Source organism: Arthrobacter sp. CJ23 (assembly GCF_024741795.1).
GTDB lineage: Bacteria > Actinomycetota > Actinomycetes > Actinomycetales > Micrococcaceae > Arthrobacter.
Window position 1 is genome coordinate 1,180,346 of sequence record NZ_CP102950.1, and the last position, 17,034, is coordinate 1,197,379.

Consider the following 17,034-nt stretch of genomic DNA (forward strand, 5'->3'; position numbering starts at 1 on the left):
AAGTTTTCCACATAGGGCAATTGGCCGCTGTTGGCCGTGACGGCGGCTCCGTAGCGTGATGGCAAGACCACCACGTAGGGAGAACCATGAACCGGACCATCACCGCCCTGGCCCTTGCCGGATTCCTCACCATTGCCGGATGCGCCGCGCCTCCGGTGCCGGACCGAGCTGCCGCGACAGCATCCTCCCAGCAGCACACGCCCGAGGCGGATGTCGGAACTGAGCCGAGCACGCGACCTTCGGATGGGTCAGCGGCGGCGATGAGCGCTCGGGAGGTTTGCCTCGCCTGGCGTGACGGGATCCGGGCAGCCTATGACCCTGCCACGGCAACGGAGGAGGACAGCCGAAGGCTGGTTGCTGCCACCGGCGCCGCGCCGGCAGAAATACGCAAGCAGGCCTCGGCGGCACTTCAAGTGGTGCTCTACCGTGCGGCAGCAGGCAACCCGGACCACATCCAGGACGGAGAAGTCCAAATACTCGAAGCACTCCACAAGGCTTGTTCCGAGCACGGCGTGAGGATCTTCTGATGAGCTGCGGAAACGACCTGAAGCGACAGCTGGCCGCCACGACCGTCGGCGCATGCATCGCGCTGACTGCCTGCGGTGTGGCGTCCCTTGCAGCCGCCGAGCGTCTTAGCGGGGAGTCGCCGCGGCGGGTGCCGACTGTGCCGGGCGATATCCGTTCGACGGCGGGACCTCGGTAGTGGCCCGGGGCGCGGCTGACGCCTTGGCCGGGCTGGCGCTGGCAGAAGCCTGGGGGCTTTTGGCAATATCCACCGCAGCGGCAGATCCTGTCCCCAGGCCACGGACTGTCCAGCCGGCTGTCCGCCAGGTTTCGGCGTCCAGGACGTTGCGTGCGTCCAGCACCATCCGGCGTCGTACGAGTCCTGCGACGGCTGTGGGCGAGAGGTCACGGTATTCGTCCCACTCGGTCAGGAGCAGGACCAGCTCCGCGCCTTCCAGGGCCCGGGTGGTGGAGGCCTCGAAGCGGAGCTGGGGGTACCTCATCCAGGCGTTGTTGATGGCCTTGGGATCGGTCACCGTGACGTGGGCTCCGGCTGCAGCCAGTTGGAGGGCTACATCCAAGGCGGGGGAGTCACGGATGTCGTCCGTATCCGGTTTGAAGGCAGCACCCAGTACGGTCACTGTGCGTCCGGACAGGAAGCCGCGGCACATGTCGCGGGCCACCTCAACCGTGCGGGAGCGCTGGTCGAGATTGATCGAGTCCACCACACCCATCCACTCATCCACGGACGGAACGGACAGGGCGCGGGCCTGGGCCCGGAAGGAGCGGACGTCCTTGGGCAGGCACCCGCCGCCGAATCCCAGCCCGGCGTGCAGGTACCGGTTGCCGATGCGAGGGTCCAGGCCCATGGCTTCGCTGAGTTCGGTGACGTCGGCACCCGACGCGTCGCACAACTCGGCCATGGCGTTGATGAAGCTGACCTTGGTGGCCAGGAACGCGTTCGACGCCGACTTGATCAGCTCGGCCGTTGCGAAATTGCAGACCAGCCGGGGAATGCCGGCCAGGACCAGGGGCTCGTAGACAGCATCGAGGACGGCCGTGACCGGGGCGCCGGCAGCGGCTCCCTTGCCGCCCGGGACGCCGTAAACCAGGCGGTCGGGAACCAGGGAATCCTTGACTGCGGTGCCCTGGCGCAGGAACTCGGGGTTCCAGCCGAGGAGCACATCGGAGCGGCGCGAGAGGAGGCTGCGGAGCATCTCCACCGTCCCCACGGGAACTGTGGACTTGCCCACCACCGCGGCACCCTTCGCCATGTGGGGGAGGAGGCTCTTCACAGCAGCGAGCAGGTAGGACAGGTCCGCGGTGTCAGAGGTCTTGGACTGCGGCGTGCCGACGCAGAGGAAGTGGACCTGGGCGGCGGCGGCCTCGGCGAAGTCGGTCGAGAAGCTCAGCCGGCCCGTGGCGAAGCCGTCCCGGAGCAGCTCGTCCAGGCCGGGCTCGTGGAAAGGAGCGAACCCCTTGTTCAGATGGGCAACCTTGCCGGCATCCACGTCGATGCCCACCACGCTGTGGCCCATCGACGCGAGGGTGGCCGCGTGCACGGCCCCAAGGTAACCGCAGCCGACAACGGAGATTTTCATGAAACGGGTCCTTTGCTTGAAGTCAGAGTGGTGCTTGAAGGATCGCCCGGCTCCACCACGGCCCGGCCCGCGATCACGTCCTCGTAGTGCCGCACCAGATTGGCGCTCAGCACGGGCCACGTCCGGCCCTGGACCGAGGCGGTGGCCGCCTCGGCGAACGCGCGGCGCTTGGCGTCGTCGCCCATCAGGTCCTGCACGTAGCCGCGCAGCTGGGAAAGGTTCCCCGGTTCGTACAGCCAGCCCGTGCGCGAGTTCTCCACCAGGTCCAAGGGGCCGCCACGGCCCGTCGCCACCACAGGAACACCTGAAGCCATGGCTTCCTGGATGGTCTGGCAGAAGGTCTCGAATTCGCCGGGATGGACGAACAGATCGAAGGATGCAACAGCCTGGGCGAGATCGTCGCCGCTGAGGAACCCCGTGAAGACGGCGCTGGGCAGTGCTGTTTCGAGGGCAGCCCGCTGGGGGCCGTCGCCCACAATGACCAGGCGGGTTCCCGGCAGGTCGGCAAGCACGGCGAGATCCTCCACCTGCTTCTCGATGGCCAGGCGGCCCACATAGCCGATGATGCGCTCGCCGTCGCGCGCCACGGTGGCGCGCCACGCCGTCGAACGCTTCGCGGGGTTGAAGCGGGCGGTGTCCACACCGCGGCGCCACATGTCCACGCGCAGGATGCCGCGGCCGCGCAACTGGTTCAGCGCAAACGTGGACGGCACCAGGGTCCGGTTGGCCAGCAGGTGGATGTCGTCCACCCTGTTCCAGGCCCAGTTCTCAAGGAACGGGACCCCGTAGCGGGCTGCGTAGCTGGGGACCTCGGTCTGGTAGATGGCCACCGTGGGGATCCCGAGCTGGTGCGCCGCCTGCACGGCCCGCCAGCCAAGGACGAACGGTGATGCGAGGTGGACGACGTCCGGTGCGTAGTCGGCAAGGATTCTCTTGACCCGGTTCACACCGCCCAACGCCACCCGCACATTCGTGTATCCGGCCAGCGGCACGGAAGGGAGGCGGTGCACATACGCGCCGTTCACGACGTCCGAAACAGCAGTGTCCGACGTCGACGGCGCAATCACCATCACCTCGTCCCCGCGTTCCTGCAGATGCTCCAGCACCCGCAGGATGGAGTGGGTTACCCCGTTCATGAGCGGCAGGAATGATTCGGCGACGATTGCGATCCTCACCCCTCCACGGTGTGGTCCGCGGTTGGCGTGGCGGGGGAATGGGCGTGACGGTGGATGAAAGCTTTGGTTAACAGATGGGCGGGAGTCAGTTTGAAGCCCCTACCCTTGCAAAACCTCCGGCAGCTCATCCACGTACACCGTCTGCGGCGGTTCGAAGTAGATCACCAGCACCTTGTCGCCCACGGGAAACTCGCTCGTCCCGTCAAAGGGATGGGCGAAGAACGCGTTCGTTCCGCCGTGGAAGGGCAGCATCACCTCGCCGATGGTGCCCGGCCCGATGCGCCCCGTGACCCGGCCGATCTTGCCGGTGAGGCTTCGGTCCACGTTCCTATGCATCGGGGGCTTTCGTCGGCCGCTTGGGAGCTTCCTTCCCGCCCCTGAGCGCGGCCGCGAGCGAGGGCAGGAAGTTCCCCACCTGGGACAGGATCCCGCCCACCATGTTGTTCAGGCCCTCGCCGCCGTTGAGGACGGTCAGCTGCCCCACATGGGCGAACGGCTCGGCGGCGGCAGCCACAATGGCCGGCATGTTCTCCGCCAGCTGCTGGGAGATCACGGCGTCCTGGTTGGTTTCCAGGGCCTCGCCGCGGGCCTTGATGCCCTCGGCCTCTGCCAGGGCCTTGGCCTTGACGGCGGATGCCGCGGCATTGCCGCGGGCAGTGGTGGCAGCGGCTTCGGCTTCACCGGTCACCCGTGTGGCGCCGGCCATTGCGGCGGCAGCTCCCGCGTTGGCTTGGGCCTCCAGCTCCACACGCCGCGCGTTCGCCTGGGCCTCCAGTTCGGTGCGCTTGGCCAGTGCCTCTGCCGCACTGATGTCCGCGGCCTTCTTCGCTTCGGCTTCGGTCCGTTGGGCGTAGGCCTTGGCGTCAGCGGGTTTGCGGATGGTGGTCTGCAGCTTTTGTTCTTCGCGATCAGCCTCGAGCTTGGCCACCTCGGTTTCCTGGACCACCACCTGCTGGCGGGCTGTGGCGTCGGCCAGAGGACCGGCCTGGGCGGCGTTGGCGCGGGCCCGTTCCGCATTCGCCTGGGCGGCGGATTGCTGGATGGCTGAGAGGCTCTGGGCATCCGCGATCAGTGCCGCTGCTTCTGCTTCCTTCTCAGCGGCCTCGCGGTTGCGGGTTGCCTCGGCGATGCGGGCCTCCATCTTCACCTGCGCGATGTGCGGTTTGGCGAGGTTCTGGATGTAGCCCGTGGGATCCTGCAGGTCCTTGATCTGCAGCGAATCCACCACCAGCCCGAGCTTCTCCATCTCCACACCGCTCGCACTGCGGACCAAGGAGGCAAGCTTGTCGCGCTCGCGGATGATCTCCTCAACCGTCATGCTGCCGATGATCGAGCGCAGGTGTCCTTCAAACACGTTGTAGACCTGGCTCTCCATCTTCGGTTGCTGCCCCAGGAACCTCCGCGCCGCATTGGCAATGAAGGGCGGAGCGTCACCGATCTTGTAGATCACCACGCCTTCCACGATCACCTGGATGCCCTGGGAGGTGACACAAGATACCTTCAGCTCGGTCTCATTGAGGGTGAGGGCCAAGGTCCGCACGGTCTGGAGTCCCGGGACCACCAGCGACCCCTTGCCGGTGACGATCTTGAAGTCCATGCCGTCGGTATTTTCCAGGGTGCCACGGGTCAGGCCCGAAATGATCAGGGCCTCGTTCGGCTCGGCCACCTTCCACATGGCCTTGACCGATAGCCACACGAAACCGACAGCAGCCACGACGCCGAGAATTGCGCCGATCAGTGGGAAGAATGCCGAGAGCTCGTCCATGTGACCCAGTCCCTTCAGACGGTGTGAACCGGCCACATCCGTTGACCTTCGTAGGCCAAGTGCCTGTTCGTGTACACAGTCTCGTTCTGCCGGGGCCGGAAATCCAGCACTTTCCTGCGCAATCTGCACGGCAGCCGTTCGACGAAAGACCGCACGGCTCGAAAGGCAACCGCGCAGTAGGAAGCGGACATGAATTGACCGCAATGGTCCGTATGCTGAAGCTGAGGAACCCCAACGCAGAGGACCAGCCATGACCGCGGAAGACCCCACTATCAGCACTGTTCCCGACGGCTACTCCAGCGTCAGCCCCTGGCTCATCACCCGGGATACCAACGCCCTCTTCGAATTCCTCGCCGCAGCCTTCGGCGCACAGGAAATCGACCGCGTGGTGGGCGAGGACGGCACCATCGGCCACGCGGAAGCGCGGCTCGGCGACTCGGTGGTCCTCGCCTTCGACGGCCGGCCGCACTGGCCCGCCACGCCGTCGTACCTTCGCGTGTACGTCGACGACGCCGATGCCGCGTTCCATGCCGCCGTCGCCGCGGGTGCCACCACGGTTTCGGTGCTGGACAACAGCGCTTGGGGCGACCGCGGGGCCCGCATCCAGGACCCGCTGGGCAACGTCTGGTGGATCATGTCCCACATGGAGGACGTCAGCGAGGACGAGGCCGGCCGCCGCTGGCAAGCCCCCGAATACGCTGCGGGCATGGAGTACGCCATCGACTCCCTCCACCGGCACATGACGGGCCGGCCAAACGGTCCGGACAACGTCCCCTTGGCTGTTGGCGCCATGGCGCCGATCAAACGGGCGGCGGGAGTCACCGCGGTCCCGGCGGGCTACCGCTCCGTGGAACCCTGGATCATCTCCCGCAGCACCGCAGGCATCCTCGAGTTCATCACCGCGGCCTTCGGCGCCCAGGAAGCCTTCCGCGTACCCATGGAGAACGGATCGATCGGGCACGCCGAGGCCCGCATCGGCGATTCCAACGTCCTCGCCTTCGACTCCCGCCCCGATTGGCCCCCGACGCCGGCGTTCCTCCGCGTCTACGTCGACGACGGCGATGCCACGTTCGCGGCGGCGCTCGCCGCGGGTGCCACGGCGGTGACGACCATGACGGAGATGTTCTGGGGAGAGAAGGTGGGCCGGGTCCGGGATCCCTTCGGGAACCTGTGGTGGATCCACTGCCGGGTCGCGGCGCTGAGCGAAGAAGAAGCCTTCGCGCGCGCCGGCCAGCCGGAGTTCGTCAAGGCCATGGAATACGTGACCAGCGCCGAGCTGGTGGTGCCGGACCGCTGAAGCCGGCCACCCGCCGTCGGGCACTCAGCCAAAAGCAAGCCGCCGGACACAAAGAAGGCTGGCGCAGCCCCCTGCGAATCTGTCAGCAGGACTGCACCAGCTACTAGTTACGACTATTCCGAATTGATGGTGAATCTATCCATTGGCCGCTCCTGGAATCCCGGTCTGCCTTGATCCGGGCCTATTTTTTCTCGTCAGCCAGATGCCGTGAGAACATCCAGCCGGCGGCGATCATGAGAACGCCCAGTACCATGTGCGTCCAGTTGTCAGCGGTGTTCAGCGACAGGAAGTTGGCCGCCGAATCCACTCCGACACTGAGTCCATACACGCTGAGCACGATGTACAGGGCCCCGAAGGCCATCAGGAAATTCCGCGCGCCCATCCCGGTACGGGACATGGCCCAGCCTGTTGCGCCGATGGCCAGCTGCACAATATTGAGCAGCATGGACACCTGGAACAGACCCAGGAACATTGCGTGCGAATTAGGCCCGAGGAACTGCAAATCCCCGTACTGCATGGTGATGCCCGGAATGAATCCGAGAATACCCACCACGATCATCAGAATACCAACGCCCATGCCGACGTTCTGGATGTCGAGACGTCCGAAGTGAACGCCGTGTGCATGTGGAGCTGCGGTAGACATTATGTGCCCTCCATCCACCTATTGCGAACACTCCAATTTTACGTCTGCTTTATCGAAAAAGCGCTGGGCGGGTGGTCGGGGGCGTTGCCTCCGGGCCGCCGGCCGGGGGCCTGGCCGCCGTCCACGGTCGGTGGCCGGGGACCGCACGGGGGAGCGCGGCACACCGTGACGGCGCGGAATGCGTGGCACGATAGGACACGATGAAACTGCGCGCTGATCAGACCGGAAACCGTGGAATCCCGATGCCCTTGTGGCTCCAAGGGGCCTTCGAATCCGCACAGGCAGCCATCATCTCCGCCCTGGTTGTGGTCCTGCCCCTGGTGGGGGTCTGGGCGACCGACGGCTTCCAGAACCGCAACGTCGATTCCCTGGCCCGGCTGGCCGGTCAGGCTTGGCTGCTCATCCACGGCGTCCCCCTGCACCTGGCCTCGGTGAACGTGGGCCTCGGCACGGCCGGACAGCCCGGCACCGGACTGCTGTCCCTCATGCCGCTGGGCCTCACGCTCATCCCGTTCCTGCTGGCCTGGCGGGCCGGCCGCCGCCTGGCACGGGCCTCCTACACGGACCAGCTCTGGCAGGCCTTCCTGGGCGCCTGGCTGGTGTACTCGGCCTTCGGCGCCGCCACCGCTTTCATCTGCCGCACCGCCGACGTCTCCATCAACCTCCTGTACGCCATGAGCCTGCCGCTGATCTCCTTCGGGCTGGGCATGGTGATCGGTGCCCGCCGCGAGGCCGGTTCCTGGAGCCGGCTGATCGGCGTCGACGCCGTGGCGTGGCTGGCGCGCACCAGCCAGCATTCGCGCTGGGCGGGCTCGTACCTGGGCTCGGCCGCGATGGCAGGCTCCGTGGCCCTGATGGCCGCACTCTCGCTCTCGGCGCTGCTCCTCGCCGCGGACATCGTGATCCACTGGACGGACATCATCGCCGTCTACGAGGGCCTCAAGGCCGGCGCCCTGGGCGGTGCCGTGCTGACCATCGCGCAGCTCGGCTTCCTGCCCAACCTGGTGGTTTTCACCCTGGCCTGGTCCTCCGGCGCCGGCTTTTCGCTCGGGGTCGGCTCGCACGCCGGGCCGCTGGGCACCGCCGTCGGGCCGTTGCCCGCCGTCCCGGTGTTCGGTGCGCTGCCGGCCGGGCAGCTCGATCTCGGCGGCATGGCCCTGGCGCTGCCGGTGGTGGCCGGCATCCTGGCCGGCTGGTGGTTCCTGCGCGCAGGCGAGAACCACTTCGACGAATGGCTCTCCATCAAGGTCAAGGCCCGCTGGTTCACCGCCGCGGTGTCCACCCTCGTCCTCGGCGCCCTCATCGGCACCGCCGCCGGCCTGCTCAGCGGCGCCCTGGCATGGATCGCCCGCGGCTCAGCCGGCATCGGCCGCCTTACCGAAATCGGGCCCGACCCGCTGTGGACAGCCGTCTGGGTGGCCGCCGAGGTGGGCATCGGCGTCGTGATCGGCTACGCGGCCGGACCCTGGCTCGAACACCGGCAGAAACTACGGGAAGCGGACCTGGACGCAGCAGCGTACGACGCCGACCCCGCCTGAGACGGCAGGGTCACCTTTTGCCGGGGCCGCGCTGCGTGGCGCGGCTCAGCGGCCGGCTCAGCGCAGCTGGCCGTCTCAGCGGCCGGTTCAGCGCAGCTGGCCGGGCAGCGACTTTTCGAGCTCGGTGGTGCACTGGGTCTTGGCCGATTCCGTCAGGGCCGTGCGGGCGCAGTCCTGGTACGTGACCACTTGCTTATAGAAAAGGAACGTGGTCAGGACGAGCAGGGTCATCACGGCCACCACCACCAGCCCGGAGATGGTGCCGAACAGCACCAGCCGCGGCTGCTTGAATTTCACGGTTCGGACCAGGACCACCACGCCCAGCACGCCGCCGGCCACGGTCAGGATGGCGCTCAGCCACGCGTAGCTGACGTTGAGCGAGAAAATGAAGAATGCTCCCAGCACCGTCAGCAGGAAGATCCGGAAGAGCCTCTGGGTCACGGCCAGGGTGGATTTGGCTGCTTCGCTGAGCGGGTGCTGGCTCGGCCGGGGGCCGCCGTCTGGATTCATGTTTTCCAGCCTACGCGAGCCGCCCATAAGCTAGTGCAATGCGCATAGTTGTCCTCGTCTCCGGCACCGGTTCCAATCTTCAGTCCGTCATCGACGCCGTGAAGTCCGGTGAACTGGCGGTCGAGATCGCCGCGGTGGGCGCGGACCGTCCCGACACCTACGGCGTGGAGCGCTCGGACGAAGCCGGCATTGAGACCTTCGTGGTCAACTTCAACTCGTTCCCCACCCGCGCTGAATGGGACGCGGCGCTGAAGGACAAGGTGGCCTCGTACGCCCCGGACGTGGTGGTCTCCTCCGGCTTCATGAGGATCGTCAGCGCAGACTTCATCGATGCCTTCAACGGCAAGTACCTCAACACGCACCCGGCCCTACTGCCGGCCTTCCCCGGCGCCCACGGCGTCCGCGATGCCATGGCCTACGGCGTGAAGGTCACCGGCTGCACCGTGCACTGGGCCGACGCCGGCGTGGACACGGGACCCATCATTGCGCAGGAAGCCGTGGTGATCGAGGACGGCGACACCGAAGAGACCCTGCACGAACGCATCAAGGTGGTGGAGCGCCGCCTCCTGGTCTCCACGCTGGCGCAGCTAGCGTCCTCCTCCTCTCCCAACTGAGGGACAGCAAACGTCGTAGTGAGCCCTCATAGGGACATGTGCTGTCCCTCAGTTTGTTGACGCCCATGAACGGCTGTGGATAACTCCACGCGCTCTCGGCAGATTTGCCAGCATGGATGCATGAAGATCCCGCGTTCGTTGCCTGCACACCTGAACTCCAAGCCGTTCACCAGGCAGGAAGCCCTCGACGCCGGCGTGACTGTTGGGCGGTTGCGCTACAGAGATCTGGACTCACCCAGCCGCCAGATCCTTATCCCCAGTTCGATCGACGAACCCGGTCTCGCAGATCGCGTCCGGCCTCTAACCCTCGTCACGCCGTTTTCAGCGGCATCCCACGCGACGGCCTTCCTGCTTTGGGAGTTTCCAGGGTTCCTGCCGGGAACTCATGAGCCGGGTGTGCATATTTCGCGACCGGACACCATGGGCAGGTCGAGACGAAGGGGTGTCATTGGGCATAAAGGCCAGTTCTTCGAGGACGAGATCTCCGTTCTCGATGGCATGTACATCACGAGCAGAGCCCGGACATGGCTGGACTGCTCGCGAAAGATGAGCATTGACGAATTGACGGTGGTGGCGGACCACTTGCTGAGGATTCCCCGGCCCGAGTTTGAGGGCAGAACCGAGCCCTACTGCACTCTGGACGACCTTGAAGAAATGCTCGATCGCCACTGGGGAACACCGGGAATCCGAAAGGCCCGATTGGCTTTGGAACAGGCCTGCGTCGGTGCCGACTCGGCACCCGAGACGCGACTTCGACTGGCCCTTGAACGGGCTGGCCTGCCGAAAGCGGAAGTCAACGTGCCCACTGAGCTGAGTCCCGGCGTCGTACGTCAACCGGACCTCTCCTATCGGGAGCAGCGCGTTGCAGTGGAGTACGAAGGTGAGGGCCACTCCGAGGCTGCACAGGTCGTGCGGGACATTGCCCGCGAAGAGGATTTCACCAAGGCCGGTTGGATTCCGGTCCGCATCTCCAAGCGTCACATGACCAACGACGCCAGAGCCGCCGTGGCCAAGGTCCGGACGGCGCTCGAGGCCAGCGGGTGGCTCGCAAAATAGGGGACAGCACACGTCGCTATGAGGTCCCAGTGGAACATGTGCTGTCCCCCAGTTGGGAGGGGAAGGGGGAAGGGAAGGGATACGGGAAGAGCGCCGCTCAGCCGAGCTCGCGCTGGCGGGTCTCCGGGGAGAAGAACGCCATCCACAGCACGGCCAGCAGCACCAGTCCGCCCGCGAGGGCGAAGGACGTGGCCAGGCCCAGCTGCGGCCAGAAGTACGAGGCGAACACCAGCGGGCCCAGGCCAGCCCCGACCCGCGAGAACGTGGACGCCCAGCCGAAGCCGGAGCCGCGCAGCTCGGTGGGGTAGAGCTCGGACACGTAGGCATATAGCACCGGGATAGCCACCTGCACCACGAAGCCGAACACGAGCAGCCAGAACACGGCCGCTCCCGGGATGTCCACCACGAACGCCACGATCACCAGAGTGACGGCGGACAGCGGCCCGGTGATGGCCAGGATCCATTTGCGGCCCACTTGCTCTACCAGCAGCGCGGCCACCGCCACACCCAGCAGGCCCACGGCCGCCATGCCCGCCGTGGTCAGGAAGGCCTTGTACTCCTCGAAGCCGGCGCCGATCAGGATCCTCGGCATCCACGTCAGGGACAGGTAGTAGACCAAAAGGATGCTGAAGAACAGGGCCCAGGCCGCCGCAGTGATCTTCCAGTTGAACTGCCACACGCGGCGCAACTGGCCCCAGACGCTGCCGGCGGAGAGGCGCGGCACGTCCTGGGGTTCGGGCAGGCTGTAGGCGCGGGGTTCGGCGCCGGTGGCGCGGACCAGCTGGTCTATGACATCCGCCGCTTCCTGACGGCGGCCTTTGCGGATGAGGAACAGCGGGGACTCGGGCACGCTGCGGCGCACCCAGAACACCAGCAGCGCCGGCAGCACCATGACCAGCATGGTGAGCCGCCAGTCCGCGAACGCCGCCACCAGCCCGGCCGAGACGAAACCGCACAGGGCGGCGCCCACCGGCCACCAGCCGTCCATGGCCGTGAGCACCTTGCCGCGCTGCTTGCGCGGGGTGAATTCGCCCACCAGGGCATAGTCCACGGGGATGCAGCCGCCCAGGCCGAAGCCGGCCATGAAGCGGAAGACGCAGAACCACACGATGTCCGGGGCCAGCGCGCCGAGCACCGTGAAGATGGAGAAGATCAGGAGGGTGGCCGTGAAGGCCTTCTTGCGCCCGATGGTGTCCGCGATGGTGCCCCACGCGAAGGCGCCCAGCGCCATGCCGATCAGGTTGGCCGTGCCGATCCAGGCGGCGTCGGCGGGCTGCAGCGACCAGTGCTTGGACAACAGGGGGATCAGGATCCCGTTGAGCGTCACGTCCCAGGCATCGAACATGAAGCCCAGGCCGCCGATCAGGAAGATCCTGCCCTGGACCTTCCACCGCCACGGCAGTTCCTGCACCACATGTTCGCCGCTGGGCACGGTTGTGTACGTATTCATTTCTCCTCCTGCTTAAACCTTAGGCGCAGGGTGTGTCAGCGATGGCTTTCTATCGCTTTCCGCAGGAAGCCGCCGGCCTCCTCCAGCGCGCCCTTGGCCTGCCCGGGCTCGATCCCCGTGAGGAGCACCAGGATGGCGGCTTTGACCGAACCACCCACGGCGTCGAGCGCCCTGCTGGCCTCGTGCGCGTCCACTCCAGTGGCGTGCTGCACCGTCCGCTGGGACCGCGCGAGCAGCTTGTCGTTGGTGGCGCGCAGGTCCACCATGAGGTTTCCGTACGTCTTGCCGAGCTTGACCATCACCAGGGTGCTGATCATGTTGAGCACCAGCTTCTGCGCCGTGCCGGCGTTGAGCCGCGTGGAACCGGCCACGAACTCGGGACCCACCACCACCTCGATGGCCACCTCGGCCAGGTGGCTGATGGCCGAGCCCGGATTGCAGGCCAGCGACGCCGTGAACGCCCCCTTGCTCCGGGCCTCCTCGAGCGCGCCGATCACGTACGGTGTACGGCCCGACGCCGAAATCCCGACGACGGCGTCCGCCTCGCCGATCCCGGCATCGTGCAGGTCACGGGCACCGGCCGTGGCGTTGTCCTCGGCGTACTCCACGGGTTTCTGGATGGCCTGCGGGCCGCCGGCGATGAGCCCGACGACGAGCCCCGGGGGAGTGCCGAAGGTGGGCGGGCATTCGCTCGCGTCCAGCACACCGAGCCGCCCGGCCGTGCCGGCCCCCACGTAGAACAGCCGGCCACCGCGCGCGAGCCGCTCCGCCACGGCGTCCACCGTCGCCGCGATCGAGGCGCTGGCCAGTTCGACGGCGCCGGGCACGCCGCTGTTGTGCGCGTTCATGGCAGCCACGAGTTCCGCCGTGCCCATGGTGTCCAGCTCGCCCAGCCCGGGCGCCTGGGCCTCGGTCTGCAGCCCCGCGAGCACGGTGCGCAGCCCTTCGAGCCGGTCGCCGGCCGCTTCGGCTGCTTCGCCGCTGGGATCGCTAGTCGGGCCAGTTTGTTCCGTCACGGTGGATGTACCTTTCCTGCAGGAGCCCGCGGCGCGTCGCAGCGAGGGCGGCGCCGTCCAGGCCATCGCCCAGGGGCGCCACCACCTCAATCCCAGCCGAAGCGAGGGAGTTCCGCAAGAGCCCGGCGAAGAACGCGGAGCCCACCACGCCGCCGAGCAACGCCACGCGCCGTTCGGCGGCGGATGCCTCCCCGGCGGCCTGCACCACGGTCCGGGTCAGGATGCCGCAGGCCTCGTCCACGATCCCGCGCGCGACGGCGTCGCCCGCCTCTGCGGCGTGCAGCACCAGGGGCGCGAAACGGGCCATGGTCCGGGCCTGGTTGTCGGAGCCGGCCAGCCAGGCGGGCAGCATCTCGGGGGACTCGACCAGAGCGCCGGCCGCGGCCAGCAGCGAGGTGGCCGGGCCGCCGTCGTGGGCTTGCAGGACTGCCTGCAGGCCCCGCTGGCCGATCCAGCGGCCGCTGCCGCGGTCGCCCAGCAGCGGCCCCCAGCCGTCGGCGCGGTGGAGAGTGCCGGCGTCGTCGAAGCGGAAGGCCACGGCGCCGGTCCCCACAATCAGGATGGTGCCCGAGGCGCCCTGCAAGGCGCCGAGCTGCGCGGCGGTGGCATCGGAGAGGACCGCGGCGGGGACACTGAAGCTTTTGGAGAGCAGCCGGGCGAGCTCGCGGGAGTTCTCCACGGACGCCTCCACCCCGGCGACGGCGGCGCCGATCCCCGTGAGCGTGCTGATGGGTAGCCCGGGCGGCAGCATGGAAACGGTGTCCAGCAGGAGGTCAAAGGCGGTGCGCGCGCCGTCGTCCAAGTGCACGCCGGGGAAACCGTGCTGGTCCGCAGTTCCGATGATTTCGCCCCCGCTGCGCAGCTCGACGCGGCAACGGCTCTTGCCGACGTCGGCAACCAGGACGACTGCTGTGGCTTCCATGGCACAACCCTACTTCCTGCCTCACAACGCACCCCAAGCGGGGGCAGGCACGAAACACGATAAACTTGCCCGTATCCCCACCAACCGCGGACTCCCGCGATATAAGACGGAGACTTTTGTGAGCCTGACGCAGCTTGACCGTGTTCCCATCCGCCGTGCACTGATCTCGGTATACGACAAGACGGGACTGGAGGAGCTCGCAAAGGGCCTGCACGCAGCCGGCGTGGCCATCGTCTCCACCGGCTCCACCGCCAAGAAGATCGCCGCAGCCGGCATCCCGGTCAAGGAAGTCGAAGAAGTCACCGGCTCCCCGGAAATGCTGGACGGCCGCGTCAAGACGCTGCACCCGCGCGTCCACGGCGGCATCCTGGCCGACCGCCGCGTCCCGGCCCACATGGAGACCCTGGCCTCCATGGAGATCGAACCCTTCGACCTCGTGGTAGTGAACCTCTACCCCTTCGTGGAGACCGTCCGCTCAGGCGCAGCCCAGGACGACGTCGTCGAGCAGATCGACATCGGAGGCCCCGCCATGGTGCGTTCGGCCGCGAAGAACCACGCCGCCGTCGCGATCGTCACGGACCCGGACTTCTACGGTGCCGTTGTCACGGCCGCCGCTGAGGGCGGCTTCGACCTGAAGACCCGCCGCCGCCTGGCCGCCAAGGCCTTCGCCCACACCGCCACGTACGACACCGCCGTGGCCACCTGGACCGCCAGCCAGTTCCTCGATGAAGACGGCGACGGCATCATCGACTGGCCCGCCTACGCCGGCCTGGCCCTGGAGCGCTCCGAGGTCCTCCGCTACGGCGAAAACCCGCACCAGCAGGCCGCCCTCTACGTGGACAAGGCCGCCCCGGCCGGCATCGCGCAGGCAGACCAGCTGCACGGCAAGGCCATGAGCTACAACAACTTCGTGGACGCCGACGCCGCCCTGCGCGCCGCGTTCGACTTCGCCGAGCCCGCCGTCGCCATCATCAAGCACGCCAACCCCTGCGGTGTGGCCGTTGGTTCCGCCGACGCAGCCGACCCGATCGCCGACGCCCACGCCAAGGCCCACGCCTGCGATCCCGTTTCCGCGTTCGGCGGCGTCATCGCGGCGAACCGCACCGTCACGTCAGCCATGGCCGCCACGGTTGCAGGCATCTTCACCGAGGTAGTCATCGCCCCGGACTTCGAACCCGAAGCCGTGGAGATCCTCTCCAAGAAGAAGAACATCCGCCTGCTCGCCCTGCCCGAGGGCTACGGCCGCTACCCGGCCGAGATGCGCCAGGTCTCCGGCGGCGTCCTCGTCCAGATGAGCGACAAGGTGGACGCCGACGGCGACAACCCCGCCAACTGGACCCTCGCCGCCGGCACTGCCGCTGACGACGCCACCCTGGCCGACCTCGCCTTCGCCTGGACCGCCTGCCGCGCAGCCAAGTCCAACGCCATCCTGCTGGCCGACAACGGTGCAGCCGTGGGCATCGGCATGGGCCAGGTCAACCGCCTGGACTCCTGCAAGCTCGCCGTGGAGCGCGCCAACAGCCTGGGCGTTTCGGTGGAGTCCGACGTCGATGGTGCCGGCGGTGCGTCCAACACCGACGCGTCCGGCGCGCCTGAGCGAGCACGTGGTGCGGTTGCGGCTTCCGACGCCTTCTTCCCGTTCGCTGACGGTCTGCAGATCCTGATCGACGCCGGCGTCCGCGCCGTGGTCCAGCCGGGCGGTTCCGTCCGCGACGAGGAAGTCATCGCAGCAGCCAACGCTGCCGGCATCACCATGTACTTCACCGGTGCACGCCACTTCTTCCACTAGGAACCGGTCTCCACTAGGAGCCAGTAACGCAAACGGCGGCCGCCCCCTCCAGGGGACGGCCGCCGTCGGCGTTTAAGAAGTCGTTCGGCTCAGTGTCGCGTTACAACGCCGAGGCGGTCGTGTACGCCAGCTGGATCACGGTGCCCCAGTACGGGCCGTACATCTTGGTGGAGTTGCTGCCGTAGCCGTAGCTGTTGACGGAGTTCTGGTAGCCGCTGGAGCTGCTGCCAATGAACCACGGACCGCCCGAGGAGCCCCCGGTCATGTTGCAGGGGATGCCCTGGGTGTTGAACTGCGGGTTGTAGGGATCGTTGGTGGCCGTGCCGGAGCAGCTCTTGAGCGATTGGCCGTTGAAGGGCGGGGCTGCCGGGTAGCCGAAGGCCTTGTAGCTCAGGCCGCGGGCGGCGTTGAACTGGAGACCGGAGGCGCCCACGACGTCGGAAAGCATCTTGCCGTTGAGCGTGTTCATGACAGCGAAGCCGGTGTCGTACTGCATGTTGCCCTCGGCTGCCCACTGGACGGGGGCGTACAGCGCTTTCGCCGTCCACTGTCCGTACGGTGCCGTGCCGTTGAGGTAGGCCGGCACGAAGACGAAGTTCGTGGCGAAGGCTCCGGGGCCTTCGTTCAGGCAGTGGCCCGCGGTGGAAACCGTGCTCCTATTCGCGGCCGTGACCGAGTTGCCGGAGCACACGTAGTTGGAGCCGCCCAAGGTGAAGAAGACCTTGCCGATGTGCTTGACGGGGGTTTCGTTCTTGTTGACCTTGAGGCTGATGGTGATGTCCTTGGCAGCGGTAAGGTCCGCCGCTGCCAGCATGCCCTCGACCGTGCTCGCAGGGCCCTGCTCCACCGGGGACGTGAAATGCTTGTTCTGGCCCCGCTGCAGGGCCTTGTCCGCCAGGATGTCGCCGGGCTTGGCGTTCTTCATGCGCTCGGCGGTCCAGTACGACGCCGTGCCGCTGTCTGAGACTGCCTGGCTGCTGACGACGGCGGGGCCGGCGTCGTTGCCCGTGCCCTTGCCGGGGGAAGGGGACGCGCTCGCGGCGCTGGTCCCTGCGAAGGCCAGCAGCGCTGCGGCGGAGAGACTCAGCAGGCTTGTGGCCAGGGTCTTGGTTCGTGTCACAGTTTCCTACCAATCGGGGTGGAGAAAGGACGGG

The 17,034-nt window shown here is 67.3% G+C and carries 16 protein-coding genes; 6 read left to right on the forward strand and 10 right to left on the reverse strand.

Features of this window, described 5'->3' with window-relative positions:
• Positions 1-86 precede the first annotated feature (86 nt).
• On the forward strand, positions 87-527 hold the full coding sequence (locus NVV90_RS05295; RefSeq protein ID WP_258440146.1) for a hypothetical protein: 441 nt from the start codon (positions 87-89) through the stop codon (positions 525-527).
• A gap of 105 nt (positions 528-632) precedes the next feature.
• Here the strand turns inward: NVV90_RS05295 and NVV90_RS05300 are convergent, their stop codons facing one another.
• The 4 genes from NVV90_RS05300 to NVV90_RS05315 all read right to left on the reverse strand — a co-directional run bounded on the left by NVV90_RS05300 (position 633) and on the right by NVV90_RS05315 (position 5,045).
• A complete protein-coding gene (locus NVV90_RS05300) occupies positions 633-2,105 on the reverse strand; it encodes a UDP-glucose/GDP-mannose dehydrogenase family protein (protein WP_258440147.1) in 1,473 nt (490 codons plus the stop codon).
• The gene (locus NVV90_RS05305) at positions 2,102-3,280 is read right to left on the reverse strand and encodes a glycosyltransferase family 1 protein (RefSeq protein ID WP_258440148.1); all 1,179 of its coding nucleotides are present in this window, start codon (positions 3,278-3,280) and stop codon (positions 2,102-2,104) included. Before NVV90_RS05305 ends, NVV90_RS05300 begins: the two co-directional genes overlap by 4 nt.
• 99 nt (positions 3,281-3,379) lie before the next feature.
• On the reverse strand, positions 3,380-3,616 hold the full coding sequence (locus tag NVV90_RS05310) for a hypothetical protein (protein WP_258440149.1): 237 nt from the start codon (positions 3,614-3,616) through the stop codon (positions 3,380-3,382).
• Positions 3,609-5,045, reverse strand: coding sequence for a flotillin family protein (locus NVV90_RS05315; protein WP_258440150.1), 1,437 nt, complete (start codon positions 5,043-5,045; stop codon positions 3,609-3,611). Before NVV90_RS05315 ends, NVV90_RS05310 begins: the two co-directional genes overlap by 8 nt.
• Before the next feature lie 250 nt (positions 5,046-5,295).
• Between NVV90_RS05315 and NVV90_RS05320 the strand changes: the two genes are divergently transcribed.
• Positions 5,296-6,342 (forward strand): VOC family protein, encoded by a 1,047-nt coding sequence (locus NVV90_RS05320; RefSeq protein ID WP_258440151.1) that lies wholly within the window; start codon positions 5,296-5,298, stop codon positions 6,340-6,342.
• Positions 6,343-6,523: 181 nt separating this feature from the next.
• On the opposite strand, the gene NVV90_RS05325 is transcribed toward NVV90_RS05320, so the two are convergent.
• On the reverse strand, positions 6,524-6,985 hold the full coding sequence (locus NVV90_RS05325; protein ID WP_258440152.1) for a DUF4383 domain-containing protein: 462 nt from the start codon (positions 6,983-6,985) through the stop codon (positions 6,524-6,526).
• Between the two features lie 200 nt (positions 6,986-7,185).
• On the opposite strand from NVV90_RS05325, the gene NVV90_RS05330 reads away from it, so the two are divergent.
• Positions 7,186-8,523, forward strand: coding sequence for a DUF6350 family protein (locus tag NVV90_RS05330; protein WP_258440153.1), 1,338 nt, complete (start codon positions 7,186-7,188; stop codon positions 8,521-8,523).
• 87 nt (positions 8,524-8,610) lie between these two features.
• On the opposite strand, the gene NVV90_RS05335 is transcribed toward NVV90_RS05330, so the two are convergent.
• Positions 8,611-9,060, reverse strand: a complete 450-nt coding sequence (locus NVV90_RS05335) for a hypothetical protein (protein ID WP_258440154.1) — start codon at positions 9,058-9,060, stop codon at positions 8,611-8,613.
• A gap of 11 nt (positions 9,061-9,071) precedes the next feature.
• Between NVV90_RS05335 and purN the strand changes: the two genes are divergently transcribed.
• Positions 9,072-9,647, forward strand: a complete 576-nt coding sequence (gene purN, locus NVV90_RS05340) for a phosphoribosylglycinamide formyltransferase (RefSeq protein ID WP_258440155.1) — start codon at positions 9,072-9,074, stop codon at positions 9,645-9,647.
• A 120-nt stretch (positions 9,648-9,767) separates the two neighbouring features.
• On the forward strand, positions 9,768-10,703 hold the full coding sequence (locus NVV90_RS05345) for a hypothetical protein (protein ID WP_258440156.1): 936 nt from the start codon (positions 9,768-9,770) through the stop codon (positions 10,701-10,703).
• Between the two features lie 97 nt (positions 10,704-10,800).
• On the opposite strand, the gene NVV90_RS05350 is transcribed toward NVV90_RS05345, so the two are convergent.
• Genes NVV90_RS05350 through NVV90_RS05360 form a run of 3 tightly spaced genes read right to left on the reverse strand, consistent with a single transcriptional unit; the run spans position 10,801 to position 14,091 of the window.
• On the reverse strand, positions 10,801-12,153 hold the full coding sequence (locus NVV90_RS05350; RefSeq protein ID WP_258440157.1) for an MFS transporter: 1,353 nt from the start codon (positions 12,151-12,153) through the stop codon (positions 10,801-10,803).
• Between the two features lie 35 nt (positions 12,154-12,188).
• Positions 12,189-13,169: an N-acetylmuramic acid 6-phosphate etherase gene (gene murQ, locus NVV90_RS05355; protein ID WP_258440158.1), complete on the reverse strand. Its 981-nt coding sequence runs from the start codon at positions 13,167-13,169 to the stop codon at positions 12,189-12,191.
• Positions 13,144-14,091 carry an N-acetylglucosamine kinase gene (locus tag NVV90_RS05360; RefSeq protein ID WP_258440159.1) on the reverse strand — a complete coding sequence of 316 codons (948 nt, stop codon included), beginning with the start codon at positions 14,089-14,091 and terminating at the stop codon, positions 13,144-13,146. The genes murQ and NVV90_RS05360 overlap by 26 nt, the downstream gene beginning before the upstream one ends.
• A 118-nt stretch (positions 14,092-14,209) precedes the next feature.
• On the opposite strand from NVV90_RS05360, the gene purH reads away from it, so the two are divergent.
• Positions 14,210-15,880, forward strand: a complete 1,671-nt coding sequence (purH, locus tag NVV90_RS05365; protein WP_258440160.1) for a bifunctional phosphoribosylaminoimidazolecarboxamide formyltransferase/IMP cyclohydrolase — start codon at positions 14,210-14,212, stop codon at positions 15,878-15,880.
• A 100-nt stretch (positions 15,881-15,980) separates the two neighbouring features.
• Here the strand turns inward: purH and NVV90_RS05370 are convergent, their stop codons facing one another.
• On the reverse strand, positions 15,981-17,000 hold the full coding sequence (locus NVV90_RS05370) for a serine protease (protein ID WP_258440161.1): 1,020 nt from the start codon (positions 16,998-17,000) through the stop codon (positions 15,981-15,983).
• Positions 17,001-17,034: the final 34 nt, after the last annotated feature.